A 15,238-nucleotide genomic window follows, 5' to 3' on the forward strand; every position below is an offset into this window, starting at 1 on the left:
AAAGACGCTGTCGCGGGCGATTTCGCCAATCTCAAATGTTGCAGAGGGCGATGAGATCGCGGCTATTGTCCAGCCGATAGATGGGTAACACTTTGAACCGGATACATAGGTAACAGTTCTCTCCCTATGGGTCCGTCGCAGCGCCAAGCGGATTGGTTGGCGCGGCGCTGCGACGGACAAGCTTCATGCGTCTGGTGTCGATGATGCCGAGCGGATGGGCATGGAAGGAAAGTGCCCATTGACCGTCCTTGGTTTCGGTAGCGGCGGCGGCTTCACCGGCCAGTGATTGTGAGACATAGATAAAGCCGCCATTCCATCTGATCTCGCCATTGTGGCGCACGCGGCGGACCGCGGCCTCGGCCGCATAGTTGGGTTCGGCTGGCGTTCTGGGCATGGTGCGCTGTGAGGGTCGGTAGCGCTGTGCGGGGGTGTCCATGCCCAGCGCCTCATGGGGACGTTCTTCATTGTAGCTGCGCCGAAAGGCCTCGAAGGCCTGGCTCTGGGCCGCTTTGTCGGCCGCCGGTTCCTTGGCCAGCGGCAGCATGGTCAGATGAAAGCGCTCATGACGTCCGTTCTGCTGAGGCTTGCCGGGCGCGATCCGCTCCAGCGTAATGCCGAGCTTGATGAAGCGCACCGCAAGCGGCGTCAGCCCGGTAACGCCGGCCGATGCGAAGGGCACACCATTGTCACTTCTGAACCGATCCGGCAGGCCATGCTCCTCAAACAGCCGTTCGAACACCGGCCAGGCCTCGCTATCGGCTGTCGATCCCGTCGCTTCGAGCGCCAGAAGGTAGCGGCTCGACGCATCCATCACCGTCAACGGTTCGCAACGCCATTTGTCGGCGGTTCGGAACCAGCCTTTGTGGTCGCCAGTCCATACAGCGTTCGGCTCTTGCGGCTCCAGCCACGGTCCGTTGCCGCAGGCCCGCAGGCGTGGTCGCTTGCGCGCGCTGACAAGCCCATGCCGCGCAAGGATGGCACCTACTGTTGAGGCCGACGGCCAGACCAGTTCGGGAGCCATGCGCTTGAGCCGCGCCACGATCTTCTTGGGTCCCCACAGCGGATGCGTTTCCTTCGTCGCGACGATCCGCTCCACCAGATCCAGAGCTGTTGCCCGACCATGATTGAGCGGTGCTCGCGGCAGATCATGCAAACCTTCCGGGCCGAACTCCCGATAGCGACCAAGCCATTTGTAGCCGCACTTGCGCGATATGCCGTAGGTCGCACAAAGCGCGCTCATCGTCTCCTCGCCAGCCAGGCAATCCACTACAAACCGAAGCCGCTCGTCCATGATGCCAGTCTCTCGCCAAACCATCGCCGGTCCTCCGGCGGACGAGAAAACTGTCACCTATGCTATCGGTCCATTCTGTTACCTATCTATCCGGTTCGGACACTATTCCCTTCTCCCCGTCACTATACGGGGAGAAGGTGCCGGCAGGCGGATGAGGGGCGGCGCCAGCTTACGAAATGAGTTTGCGCGAAGCGCCTACCCCACCCACTTCTCGTAATCCGACACCAGAAGGTGCAGCGGGGCGACGTCCTCGTCGATGTTGGAGAAGCGGCCGATCGGATCGCGGAAGACATTGTCGGTGAGGTCGTCATTGACGGTCGAGACCTCGCCGATCAGCACGTCCTTGCCCTCGGCCCAGAAGGCGTGCCAGACGCCGGGCAGCAGCGTCACACTCTGGCCCGGATCGAGCTTCAGCAGCCCGCCCGCCGGCAATCTGGTGATGGTGCCGTCGACCGGCACCGAGACCTCGGCTTTCGGGTCGATGCCGCCGTCGCGGTCGTGCATGAACAGTTCCAGCACCAGCTTGCCGCCGCCGCGGTTGATGATGTCCTCGGCCTTGATGTTGTGGCGGTGCATCGGCGAGAGTTGGTCCTTGCGCGAGATCATGATCTTTTCGGCATAGAGCATGCCCATGCCGAGCTTCATGTCCTCGTAACGGCCGTTGCGCACGGTGAACAGGAACAGGCCCAGTTCGTCGAACTTCTCTTGGCCGTAGTCGGTGATGTCCCAGCCGAGACGCGAGGTGAAGATCGCCGCGGAATCGGCCTTGTGCGCCTTCAGCTCTTCCGGCGACCAATAGGCGAAGGGCGGCATGATATAGCCGAAGGAGCGGATGAAGGCGTCGGCTTCGCGGATGATGTCGTTGATCTTGGAGCGCTTCATGGGTTCTCTTCCTTCCGGCCGCCTGCTGAAATCTGTACTTCCGAATAGCCCAATGCCGGTCCTCTGTCGACGCAAACCGACGGGTCTGGCCCCGTGACATGGGCCGCGTTCGGGGCCATAAACCCAGCTGATTTATTTTAACGCAATGTCTTTGTCCCACAGCGGATCGCCGCTCGGAAGACATGCTCGGACGGGTGATCTCATGGCAAGCATAGACGACCTCGACACACCCGCGATCCTCATCGATGCAGCCCGCGCCGAGGCGAACATCAAGAAAGCGCAGGCCCATGCGGACGCTCACGGTCTGAAGCTCCGCCCGCATATCAAGACGCACAAGCTGCCTTACTGGGCGAAGAAGCAGGTGGCGGCGGGCGCCGTCGGCATTACCTGCCAGAAGATCGGCGAGGCCGAGGTGATGGCCGATGCCGGGCTGACCGACATTTTTCTCCCTTACAACATCCTTGGTCGCGCCAAGCTGGAGCGGCTGAAGGCGCTGCATGGGCGCGTGACGCTATCGGTGACGGCGGACAGCCGTGACACTTTGGAGGGCCTTGCCGCCACATTCACCGACGCCGGCCATCCGCTGCAGGTGTTGGTCGAGTGCGACACCGGCATGGGCCGCTGCGGCGTGCAGAGCGCCGACGAAGCGCTGACGCTGGGGAAAGTGATCGACCAGGCCAACGGCCTCGCCTTCGGCGGGTTGATGACCTATCCGGCGGCCGGGTGCGCCGCCGAGGCGGACGCCTGGCTGAAGACCGCGCGCGGCGCGCTTGCCGCGGCGGGGCTCGAATGCGAACGCATCTCCAGCGGCGGCACGCCGGACATGTGGCGCTCCGGCGAGGACAGCGTCGTCACCGAATACCGGCCCGGCACCTATATCTATCTCGACCGCTACCAGGTCGCCAAAGGCGTCGGCACGCTGGACGACTGCGCGCTGACCGTGCTCGCCACGGTGGTCAGTCATCCTACGCCAATCCGCGCCATCCTCGACAGCGGCAGCAAGGCGCTGTCCTCCGATACGCTCGGCCTGCCGGAATTCGGCGAGCTGCTCGGCGTGCCGGGCGCCCGCGTCACCGGCTTGAGCGAAGAGCACGGCACCGTCACGCTCTCCGACGGCGCCAAGCTGCGCATCGGCGACCGCGTGCGCGTCGTTCCCGATCATTGCTGCGTGGTGACGAATTTGTTCGACCAGGTGCATCTGGTCGACGGTGACAAGGTGCTGGAAACGCTGCCGGTGGCGGCGCGCGGACGAATGGGGTGAGCCCTACTGTCGCTCGGCCTGCCTCGCGGCAACTCTGCGCATAGCGGTCACGCGCCGCCTGAAAATCTCCGTGCGCATGGCCATCAGGTGCAGGGCGAAGAACAGCACCGTGAAGCCGAGCGCCATTACGGCCAATGGCCACAGCATCGAAGGGTCGATGGTCGGGCCGCCGAGGCGGAAGACCGAGGCCGGCTGGTGCAACGTGTTCCACCAGTCGACCGAGAATTTGATGATCGGGATGTTGATGAAGCCGACCAGCGTGATGATGGCGGCGGCCCAGGCGGCGCGGCCGGGATCGTCTAGCGCGCGGGTCAGCGCGATAATGCCGAGATACATCAGGAAAAGCACGAAGACCGAGGTCAGCCGCGCGTCCCACACCCACCAGGTGCCCCACATCGGCTTGCCCCAGATCGAGCCGGTGATCAGCGCCAGCGCGGTGAAGACGGCACCAATGGGCGCCGCCGCTTTCAGGGCGACATCGGCCAGCGGATGACGCCAGACCAGCGTGCCCAGCGCCGAGATCGCCATGATCGTGTAGCACATCATGGCGAGCCAGGCGAAAGGCACGTGGATATACATGATGCGCACCGTGATGCCTTGCTGGAAATCCTCCGGCGCGGTGAAGCTCATATAGAGGCCAACGCCAAGCAGGATCGCTGCGACTGCGGCGAGCCACGGAATGACCTTATCGGCCAGCCCGACGAAGCGCGTCGGGTTGGCGAGATCGGTCCAGCCGGCAAGGCGTGAGGTGGTGTCACTCATGCCGACTTAAATAGACCGGAGATGGGTCTGGGGCAATCGGGGGAAGGCGTCGCAGGAAGAGGCACCCTGCCTTCTCCCCGTGTGGGAGAAGGTGGATCGGCGCGCAGCGCCGAGACGGATGAGGGGTGTTCCAGCGAAATGAGACGCCGAACAGTGCGGCAGCAATGCACCCGGCTGTCGATCGGATGCTAGTACCAAGCTGGAGCACCCCTCATCCGGCCGCTTCGCGGCCACCTTCTCCCACAAGGGGAGAAGGGGGAAGCGTTCTGCCTTACGCTGCTTCGTTCACCGCACGGCTGAGGCGGCGGACCTCTTCGTCGTTGAGCAGGCCGCCGGCGCGCAGCAGGGCGGCGAAACGGCCGTTGCGCAGCGACAGCTCGGTGAAGCCGCCCATCTCGACCACCCTGCCCTTGTCCATGAAGACGACGAGGTCGGCGTCGCGGACCGTGGTCAGGCGGTGAGCGATGATGAAGGTCGTGCGGTTGCGGCGCAGCTCGTCTATAGCCTCCTTGACGCGGTCCTCGGTTTCGACGTCGAGCGCGCTGGTCGCCTCGTCGAGCACCAGGATCGGTGCATCCTTGAGCACAGCGCGGGCGATGGCGATACGCTGGCGCTCGCCGCCCGAGAGCTGGCCGCCGCGCTCGCCGACGACGGTGTCGTAACCGCCGCTCTTAGCGAGGATGAAGTCCTGCGCGGCGGCGGCATTGGCGGCGGCGTGGATTTCGTCATTGCTCGCATCGGCGCGGCCGACGCGGATGTTGTCTTCGATCGAACGGTTGAGCAGGCCGGCGTCCTGGAAGACGGTGGCGATCGAATGGCGCAGCGACTTGCGGGTCACCGAGCGCGTATCGATGCCGTCGATCAGGATGCGGCCGCTGGCCGGCGTGAAGACCCGCTGCAACAGATTGATCAGCGTCGTCTTGCCGGCGCCGGTCGGGCCGACGATGGCGACCGTCTGGCCGGCCTGGACCTCGAAGGAGACGTCCTCGATGCCATGGCCCGAATTGGCGAACTCGAAGCTGACATTCTCGAAGCGGACATGGCCGGTGACATTGGTCAACTCGCGCAATCCGTCCGGCTCGGCGGTCTCGGCAGCCGAGTCCTCGAGATGATAGAAGTCCTCGAGCTTGGCGCGGGCCTCGGAAATCTGCGTGGTGAAGGCCGACATCTGGTCGAGACGGGCGATCAGCATTCCTGCAAAGCCGGTGAACGCCACGACGTCGCCGACGCGGAGCTGACCACGGGTGACGAGATAAGCGCCGATCGAGAGCACGATCATCATCGAGATGGTCGACGACAGGCGGTTCAGCGCATTGGCGATTGCCCACCAATCGAGCACCGGGTTCTGCGCGTCGAGCAAATCCTTCACATAGCGCTTCAGCGTCGCCGTCTCGTGACCGATGCGGTTGTAGCTCTGCAGCACGGCAACGTTGCTGACGCTGTCGGTCACGTGGGCAAACACGGTGTGGTAATGGCGTTCGACGGCAGTCTGCCCCGACTTGGTGCGGCGCATGACGAGGCGGCCGATACCGACATAGAGCACGCCCAGGCCAAGCAGCACGACGGACATGCGGATGTCCATGGATAGCGCGGTCGGAACCAGCAGCACCAGCGCGATAGCGGTCGAGAGATGCACGCGCATGAATTCGAGCCACAGGCTGAACAGGGTCTCGACCGCGCGCAGCAGCGTGTGGAGGGAATTGGATGTGCCGCGCTGATGGTGCCAGGCAAGCGGCATGGTGATGACGCGCTCGAAGGACTGGCACAGCACTTCGGAGCGGCGGGCGTGGGCGAAGCGATCGGCGCCGCGCGCCACCAGCACGAAGGCGACGACGTTGAAGGCACCGAGAGCGGCCCAGACGGCGAGCGTCGAAAACACCGCGCCCTTTTCGGAGATGGCACCGATCACGCGGCCCAGCAGGATGGGCTCGAGGATCGCGATCGCCGCGAGCGCCACGTTGGCGCCGCAAATCAGCGCAACGCGCTTCTTGTCGGACGCCAGATAACCCAGCGCTCTAAAGTAGATCTGCAGAAGTGACACTTCAGCTACTCCGCCAAACTCTTGCTGTGCTCAATGCCCGAATTGTGCACCGCACCATTTTCTGACACGTATCGGTTAACGTGTCGCGAAACAATGCGTCGTCTATCGCTTCCGTTCCCATTTAGCGAACAAAAGATGACGACGGTACGAAATCTGACGTGATCACCTAACGGTTTGAGATAAAAGGTGAAATGTCAGGCTTGCGGCAAAATAATGGCACCTGCCACGCGCTGCCACATTTTTAATCACAAGCCGCTTACTTAGCCAGTCCTAAGGAAGGCGCGCGATCGGACGCGAGAGCTGCGCCAAGTAAAAATGGCGATCGGCCGCGCACCCCGAGGGATGCGCGGCCGACAAGCCAAACCTTTGATTTTACGCAGGTATCCTGACGACGACCTCGGTCTTGTCGCCGGCTTTCGGCTCGAAAGAGGCCGATTTTTTCTTTAAACCATCGACTTCTAGCGAGATCGACTTGGTCTTTTTGTCGCGGATGACGCGAAGCTTGATCTCGCCGTCGAACATCTTGAGCGTCGCGGCGTAGCCGTCCCAGTGTCCGGGCAGCTTCGGCCTAAACGTGATCTCCTTGCCTCGCCGCTCGATACCGAGAATGCCCTCCACCGCGGCGCGGTAAAGCCAGCCGGCCGAGCCCGTGTACCAGGTCCAGCCGCCACGGCCGCCCTTGCCTTCGCCGGCATAGATGTCGGCGGCCACGACATAGGGTTCGACTCGATAGTGCTCGGCCGCCGCCTCGTCCGAAGCGTGGTTGACTGGGTTCAGCATCGAGAAGCAGCGATAAGCCTCGTCGGTGCGGCCCATTTCAGCCAGCGCGATGACGAACCAGGTGGCGGCATGGGTGTATTGACCGCCATTCTCGCGCACGCCCGGCGGATAGCTCTTGATATAGCCGGGATCCTTCTCGCTTTTCGAGAATGGCGGCGTGAACAGCTTGACGATCTTGAGCTCATCATCGACCAGCATATTGGTTGCCTGTTCCATGGCCGTTGTCGAACGGGCAGGATCGCCCTCGCCCGACAGCACGCTCCAGGACTGGGCGATGGAGTCGATCTTGCACTCGTCCGAATTGTGCGAGCCGAGCGGCGTACCGTCGTCGAAGCTGCCGCGCCGGTACCATTGGCCGTCCCAGGCGGTGCTTTCCAGGGCCCGCTTCAGCGCGTCCGCATGCTTGGTCCAGGCCTGTGCCCGCTTGGTGTCGCCCTGCCCCTTGGCGACAGGCCCAAAGTCGGTGAGCGTCTTCAACAGGAACCAGCCCAGCCACACGCTCTCGCCCTTGCCGCCCTCGCCGACACGGTTCATGCCGTCGTTCCAGTCGCCGCCGAGGATCAGCGGCAAGCCGGCAGGGCTGCTGCGCTTGATCGCGAGATCGAGCGCCCGCGCGCAATGGTCATAGAGCGGCGCGGTGTTCTTGGTGATCTCGGGCGTGAAGAAGGCGTCATGCTCGCCGTCGCCGAGCTGCTGGCCGTCGATGAAGGGCAACTGCTCCTTGAGGATGCCGGTATCGCCGGTCACCTCGATGTAGCGGGCCGTCGCATGCGCCAGCCAGACGACGTCGTCCGAGATCATGGTGCGCACCCCGGCATCGGTGCGTGGCAGCCACCAATGCTGCACGTCGCCTTCCGGGAACTGCCGGCGCGCCGCATTGAGGATCTGGTCGCGCGCCAGCTTCGGATCGTGCGCCAGAAGGGAGAGCGTGTCCTGCAACTGGTCGCGGAAGCCGAAAGCGCCGCTCGCCTGGTAGAAAGCCGAGCGCGCGCGGATGCGGCAGGCCAGGCTCTGGTAAGGCAGCCAGTGGTTGACCATGGCGTTCATCGCCACGTCCGGCGTCTCGACCTGGATGGTGTCGAGGAAGCCGCGCCAGGTCTTTTCGTTGTCGGCCAGGCGCTGATCGAAATCCTTGCCGCGATGGGCCTGCACCAGCGCGCTTGCCTCGGCGGACGTGGCCGCGTCGCCAAGCAGCCAGAGCAGCGTGACGTCGCCGCCGGCCGGAATGTCGATATCGCTGGCGACGACCGCGCAAGGATCGTCGCCGGCCTCGACACGGCCGGAAAGCGCAAGCCCGCCAAGCACGGCCTGCGGGTATTCGGTCGTGCCGTGCCTGCCGATGAACTCGCTGCGGTCGGCGGTTACCGAATGGACAGGATGGCTGGCCCCCAGGAAGGCGACACGCTCGCCGAAGTCCAGACCATAGGGGTTCTGCGCCAGCATGGCGCCGGTGGCGGCGTCGCGCGACGGCACGATGGTCGCCGCCGTGCGCGAGCGATGGCCGCCCAGCACCCATTCGGCATAGGCGTAAATGCGCAGCCGCGCCGGCGCCGGGCCGGCATTCTGGATGCGCAGCCGCGTGATCTTCACCGGATCGGTCGGATCGACCACCTGGGTCAGGTCCATCGACAGCGGCCCGCGCTTCGAGCGGAAGGTGGAAAAGCCCTGGCCGTGCCAGGTCTCATAGGTCATCGACGGATCGCGCACCATCGCGGCCATCGGCGAGAAGGCCTTGCCGCTCAACTGGTCGAAAATATAGAAGCCCTCGCCCGGCCGGTTCGACACCGGGTCGTTCGACCATGGCGTCAGCTGGTAGTCGCGGCTGTTGCGGCTCCAGGTGAAACCGGCGCCTTCCGCCGAGACGTGAAAGCCAAAGGAGGCGTTGGAGATGACGTTGATCCAGGGCTGCGGCGTCGATCGCCGCCCGGTCAGCCGCGTCACATAGTGGCGGCCGTCGCCGTCGAAGCCGCCAAAGCCGTTCCACAGGCGCAGACCGCTGCCATCGGCGGCGATATCGCCTCCACCTTGGCTTGCCGGCACCGGCAAGGGCAGCGGCGGAACAGGTTCGCGCGGTGAGCCGCCCTCCGCCTGCAGCAAGGCATCGCGGGCCTGGAGGGCCGCCGTCTCGGCGCGTTCCAGCTGGTCGAAGATCGTGCCGTTGCGGGTATGCAGAACGACACGCGCGACCGACAGCAAGGTCTTGTAGGTCGGCTCGTCCATCAGGTCGCGACGCACGGCGAAGATGTGCTGGCGAGGCCCGAGCTCGCGGCCGCGCAGGCGACTGTTCTCGCACAGCGTCTCCACGGCGCGCTGCAGGTCCTGCACATAGGACGAGGCCTGCTCGTTGACGACGACGAAGTCGATCATCATGCCACGCGCCCGCATATATTCCTGGAAGCGCAGCGCCTGGGCGACGATCTCGAGATCGGCGACGTCGCCGATGCGCACGAGGAAGATCGGGAAATCGCCGGAAATGCTGGTCGGCCACAGGCTCGACTGACGGCCGAGGCCCGACGCGATGGATTCGGCCGGCAGGCGCAGGAACGGATCGGGATAGATCAGATAGCGCGCAAGTTTCTGCACATTCGCGGCGTCGGTGAGGCTTAGCCCCAGATGACGCGTCTGCACCTGGCTGCGCGTCCAGGCCAGCATGGCCTGGCGGGCGAAGCTCTCCTGGTGGTCGAGACGGGCGATCGCCTCATCGAGCTCGCCGCGATGGGCGCCGACGGCGGTCCAGAAGGTCAGCGAGATTTTCTTGTTGGCCGGCACGCGCACCTGGCGGCGCAGCGCCGCCACCGGGTCGAGCGTGAAGCCCTGGCTGCCGGAAAGCCTGGCGCCGGGGTCGAAGGCGATAGCATCGGCGATGGTGCGGCCACGGCCGATGAAGGCGCGCCGGTCGGTCTCGGCCTCGGCGTCGCGCGACGGTCCCGACGGATCGGTGACGAAATGCACCATGGTGAGGTCGGGGTCGTTCTTGTCGCGCTTGCGCCGCGTGGCGAAGATCGCGCCGTTGTTCGGCGCGATCTCGGTCTCGACGAACATCTTGGAAAACGCCGGATGAGCGTTGTCCGAGGCCTCGTTGCCAAGCACCAGCTCGGCGAAGGACGTCACCTCGATATGCCGGTCGGTGGCGCCGTCATTGTAGAGCGTGATGCGGCGGCCTTCGCCATTGCCCTCGGAAATGACGATGCATTCGACCTCGGAACGCAGCGAGCCAACCGATTTGGTGAAGCTCGCCTTGTCGTCGGCAAACAGCGTCTGCACGCGCTCTCCCTCGGCGCGCTTCGGCTCGGCCGTGGCCGACCACCAGTCGCCGGTCGCGGTGTCGCGCAGGAAGATATAGGAGCCGAGACGATCCTCGCTGGGATCCGGCTGCCAGCGGGTCACGGCAAGTTCGCCGAAGCGGCTGTAGCCGGAGCCGGTCGCGGTGACCATGACCGAATAGCGGCCATTGGACATGACGTTGGTCGCCCGCAGCGCCTTGATCGGGTCGAGGATGATGCGGCTGTCCGGGCTCTCCGTCTCGGCCGCGTCCTTGGAGCGCTCGTCGGCTTCCGTCCTGACGGTTGCGGTCGGAATGTCGCGCGGCGCCTTCTCCTGCAAGAGAAGCTCGGCCGACTCGATCACTGGGTCGCTGTGGAAACGCTCGCGCAGCCGGCCCTCGAAAATGGCGTCGGCGACTGCCGCGATCGACATGCCGGAATGGTGCGCCATGTAGTTCTGCACCACCGCGTGGTCGGCGCCTTCGGGCACGCGCTGCGGCGTGAAATCGACCGCGTCATAGAAGCCATGACGGCCAAGCGCGCCGATCGAGCGCAACCGCTGCAGATTCTGCACCGCCTCGCGCGGGCTGAATTGCGCGGCCAGGATCGTCGCGTAAGGCGCAATCACGGTGTTCTGGCCAAGACCACGCTTCAGGCCGAGGCCGGGCACGCCGAAATTGGTGTATTGATAGGTGAGCTCGCGATCGCGGGCATTGTAGGCCGCTTCCGAAATGCCCCACGGCACGTTCTTGGAACGCGCATACTGGATCTGGCGCTTGATGATGAGCTTGCTGGTCTGGTTGAGGATCGAGCCCTGCGGCTCTTTCATCACAAGCGGCGGCATCAGATACTCGAACATCGAGCCCGACCAGGACATCAGCGCGCCCTGGAAGCCGATCTCGACAATCGGGCGTCCCAGACGGAACCAATGCTCGGTCGGCAGGTCGCCCTTGGCGATGGCGAACAGGCTGGTGAGACGCGCCTCGGAGGCGAGAAGGTCATAGCAGCTCTCGTCGAGCTGGCGGTCTTCGACGCGGTAGCCGATCGAGAGCAGCTTGCGCTCCTGGCGCATCAGGAAAGAGAAATCCATCTCGAAGGCATAGCGGCGGCAGCGCTCGCGCAGAGCCAGCAGCTTGGCGCGCAGTGCGGCGACGGCGCTCTCGTCATTGTGCGAATCGTGCACATGCGCCTCGCAGGTTGCCTCCAGCCTGGCCGCCCAGTCGGCGATAACATCGCTTTTCGGCGAAGTTGCCTCGGTGTGGATGGCGGTGGCGAGCTTGCGTATCTCGCCCGCGAGCACGGCAAGATTGATGGTGCGGATCGACGCCATCTCAGGCTGCGCCTTGATGGTCGCCACCGCCCGGCGCATGCCGTCCAGGCGATCGGCCAGGCGCTGGCGCAGCGGCCGCAACTGCCGGCGGTCGTCCGGCAGCTCGTCCAGGCTTTCGTCGAGAATGGTGACGGTGTCGATGATGCCTTCGAAATCGCCCTGCAGATGCACGGAAGGCGCCTCGGCCCATTCGGCGCAGGAAGCCGCCACCGCGACCAGATGTCCGGCGAGATTGCCGCTGTCGACAGCGGAGATGTAGAGGGGATAAAGCGGCTTCAGTGTCGTCGTGTCGTACCAGTTGTAGAGATGACCGCGATCGCGCGGCATGTTCTCGATCGTCGTCATCGTGGCGTCGATGCGGGTGATGGCGTCCGACAGGCTGATCCAGCCGAAATCGCGCGCCGACACCACCGAGAGCAGATAGACGCCGATATTGGTCGGCGAGGTGCGCGGCGCCACCACCGGCGCCGGGCTCTCCTGGAAATTGTCCGGCGGCAGGTGATGCTGCTCGGCCGTCACAAAGGTCTCGAAATAGTGCCAGGTGCGGCGCGCGAAGGTGCGCAGCGCGTGAATGTCGGCGGGCGAGATGCGCAGCCTGTCCTCGGTCTCGGCCGAACGGCTGATCCAGCAGGCGACGGCGGGCGAGGCGATCCAGAAGATGGCGAAGAAGAAGGCGACAAAGGCGCCGGTGGAATCGGCCAGCACGGGAATGGCGAGGCCGACGACGCCGATGATCACCGCGCCGTACATCATGCCGTAATATGCGCCGAGATCGTTGCCGCCCTTGGCGGCTTGCGAGGCGGTGCGCCATTCCAGAAGATTCTGCCGGCTGACGAATAGCCGGTAGAGGGTGCGGATGATGGCATCGCCCATCATCCAGGCGAGATGCGCCATCAGAAGCACCTTGAGCGCCACAAGTGCCGTGCCGAAGACGGTGTCGCGGGCCAAAGCGGAGAAGTGGCCGCGCGGCGTCTGGTCGCCGCTCTTAGGCAGGATGCCGTTCACGATGTCGAAGGTCGGCGCCATGAACAGGCTGAGGATCATAAGAGCCTGCCACTGCGCCGCCTGGGTGAAGGGCAGCAGCGTCCAGCCGGCGACGCAGGCCATGACCCAAAAGATCGGGGTGACCGAGCGGCGCAGATTGTCGACCATCTTCCAGCGCGACAGCGCCGGCACGCCGGAGCGCGGGTCGAAGATATAGCCGAGCAACTGCCAGTCACCTCGCGCCCAGCGATGGTGGCGCGAGGCGTCGACCGAGTAGCGGGTCGGATAATCCTCGACCAGCTCGACATCGGTGACCAGCGCGGCGCGCGCGAGCGCGCCTTCGAGCAGATCGTGGCTGAGGATGGTGTTTTCGTCGATGCGGTTCTTCAGCGCCGCCTCGAAGGCGTCGACATGGTAAAGGCCCTTGCCGGTGAAGGACCCGTCGCCGAAGACGTCCTGATAGACGTCGGAGACGGCGAACACATAGGGGTCGAGCCCGCGATTGGCCGAGAAGACGCGCTGGAAGAAGGATGCATCGTCCCCGCTGGTGAGCGAAGCCGTGATGCGCGGCTGCAGGATGGTGTAGCCGGCTGTGACGACGTGCTTGACCGGATCGAAATGCGGACGGTTGAGCGGATGGGCAAGCTTGCCGACCAGGCTTGAAACCGCATCGCGCGTGGTGCGCGTGTCGGCGTCGAGCGTCATCACATACACGACCTTTTCCGGTAGCGGCACATCGAGCGGCAGGAAGGTGGTGTCGCTGTCGCCACGCAAAAGAAGGTTCAGCTCATGCAGCTTGCCGCGCTTGCGCTCCCACCCCATCCAGCAGCCCTGCGCCTGGTTGTAGAGCCGGCGCCGGTGCAGGAGGTAGAAGCGCGGCGAGCCTTCCGACGGATAGCGCGCATTAAGCCTGGCGATCTCGTCGCGGGCATATTGCAGGATCTCGATATCGGCGGCGTCGATCTCGGTCTTGGAGTCCGGCCAGTCTGACAGCAGCGCGAAATGGATTTCCTCGGCCGTATTGGCGAGGTGATGCACCTCGATGTTGCGGATGTTTTCCTCGACATCGTCGCGCGAGCCGATCAGTGACGGAACCACGACCATCGTGCGCGACTCGGCCGGTATGCCGTGCTTGTTGTAGTCGTAGCCAACAAGCCGGGTCGGCTTGAGGAACAGCGCCACCACGGTGTTGAAGAAGGCCAGCGCGCCCTCGCTGGCGGGCACGGCGAACAGCGCCAGCATCAGCGTGATCGATTCCACCGACAGGCCGAGATTGGCGAGCGCTTTGCCCGACAGCACCAGCAGCAGCACCGTCAACAGGAAGACCGGCACGACGATGCCCAGCCAGCCGGCGCTGGCAAAGCCTCGTTTGAAGCTCACATGGAAAGGCGGCCGGTAGCCGATCGCCTTTTCCAGCTCCTGCCGGCGCGGGCCGACCAGGAAGAAACCGACATCGGTGTGCACGGCGGGGTCCGCCGTTTCCGGCAGGCCGGACGCATCGGTGAGGCCGGGCGTGTGGCCGGCAAGCTCGATCGCCTTTTCGGCGACGCGGTACTCGGAGAGATGCGAGCGGCGCGCCAGCTGTTCGATCGCGGTGCGGTACTGGTCGCGCGAGAAGAAGTCGAGGTTGGCGAAGTCGGTCTTTGCACGCAGCAACGTGTCGATGCGGCTGACGCCCTCGAACCAGACCGTCCAGTCGACGTCGTTGATGAGGCGCAGACCGCGAATGATGTTGCCGGTGGTGACATTGCCCGAGGACAGCGTCTGATGCTCGGAGATGATGATCTCCTCGGCGTCGGAGCCGGTCTTCTCGAGCTCGCCTTCCAGCCATTCCAGCGCGCGGCCGGCGTTCTGCGATCCGTCGCGCAGGCGGTAGAGCAGTTGGGTGGCGAAAGTGGTGTCCTGCGCATGCGCGCTGTAGTTGGACAGAATCCTGGTGCGGTCGGCATTGTCGTCGGTCCCCAGAACCCGGTCGGCGACCTCGTTGGCGGTCTGGCGCATCTGCCTGGTGCGCTCGACGCGCACGGCGATGCGGCGCAGGTTCTCGATCAGCACGAAGCGCAGCAGCGACGGCAGCGCCCAGAGCTCGCCGATCTTCATCGGCTCGACCGACTGGAAGCCCTCGACGATCGCCTTGAACATGCTGGCCGACACGGAGCTGTCGGAATGCTCGACATAGCTCCAGGCGACGACGAAGGCGCGTGGCAGCACCGTGCCGTCGCCGAGCGTGAGCGTCGGCAACTGCCGGTAGAAGCGGCGCGGCAGGTCGCGCTTGACCTGGAAGATGGTCTCCTCGACCAGGTAATTGTTGTCGAGCAGCCATTGTGCGGCCGGCGTGATGGTCTCGCCCTTGGCCTGCGCCGCATTGGTCGAGCGGTAGACTTCGAGAATCTTCTTAGCGCTGTCGCGGATGCGTGCCTGGAACTCGAACGGGGCGAGGCCGAACAATTCCCTGACCTCGCCCTTGGCGAGCGCGACGCCCAAGGCGCGTAGCCGGTCCTCAGGCAGGAAATTGGAGCGTATCGGCGCGTCCGTCGCCGCCGGGAAGCCAGCGCTTGTCTGTTCGATCTTGTTGGGATTGGTCTGAATGTTCATTGAAAATTCCGTAAGCGGGGGCGCAATGCGGCGTCACCGCCACGGCAAT

6 protein-coding genes are annotated in these 15,238 nt (G+C 64.6%); 1 reads left to right on the plus strand and 5 read right to left on the minus strand.

Annotated features, from left to right (window positions below):
* Positions 1–124: 124 nt before the first annotated feature.
* A complete protein-coding gene (locus LB528_RS05640; RefSeq protein ID WP_224714125.1) occupies positions 125–1,315 on the minus strand; it encodes an integrase core domain-containing protein in 1,191 nt (396 codons plus the stop codon).
* A 171-nt stretch (positions 1,316–1,486) separates the two neighbouring features.
* On the minus strand, positions 1,487–2,173 hold the full coding sequence (locus LB528_RS05645; protein ID WP_224714126.1) for a D-lyxose/D-mannose family sugar isomerase: 687 nt from the start codon (positions 2,171–2,173) through the stop codon (positions 1,487–1,489).
* A gap of 202 nt (positions 2,174–2,375) precedes the next feature.
* On the opposite strand from LB528_RS05645, the gene LB528_RS05650 reads away from it, so the two are divergent.
* Positions 2,376–3,434 (plus strand): D-TA family PLP-dependent enzyme, encoded by a 1,059-nt coding sequence (locus tag LB528_RS05650; RefSeq protein ID WP_224714127.1) that lies wholly within the window; start codon positions 2,376–2,378, stop codon positions 3,432–3,434.
* Between the two features lie 3 nt (positions 3,435–3,437).
* On the opposite strand, the gene LB528_RS05655 is transcribed toward LB528_RS05650, so the two are convergent.
* From LB528_RS05655 to LB528_RS05665, 3 genes are all read right to left on the minus strand, one after another.
* Positions 3,438–4,196 (minus strand): heme ABC transporter permease, encoded by a 759-nt coding sequence (locus tag LB528_RS05655; protein WP_224714128.1) that lies wholly within the window; start codon positions 4,194–4,196, stop codon positions 3,438–3,440.
* Positions 4,197–4,467: 271 nt separating this feature from the next.
* Positions 4,468–6,237, minus strand: coding sequence for a glucan ABC transporter ATP-binding protein/ permease (locus LB528_RS05660; RefSeq protein ID WP_224714129.1), 1,770 nt, complete (start codon positions 6,235–6,237; stop codon positions 4,468–4,470).
* Positions 6,238–6,609: 372 nt separating this feature from the next.
* Complete coding sequence (locus LB528_RS05665) at positions 6,610–15,189, minus strand: GH36-type glycosyl hydrolase domain-containing protein (RefSeq protein WP_224714130.1); 8,580 nt, start codon at positions 15,187–15,189, stop codon at positions 6,610–6,612.
* Positions 15,190–15,238 lie beyond the last annotated feature (49 nt).

The sequence above is a fragment of the Mesorhizobium sp. CA4 genome (genome assembly GCF_020165075.1).
Lineage (GTDB): Bacteria > Pseudomonadota > Alphaproteobacteria > Rhizobiales > Rhizobiaceae > Mesorhizobium.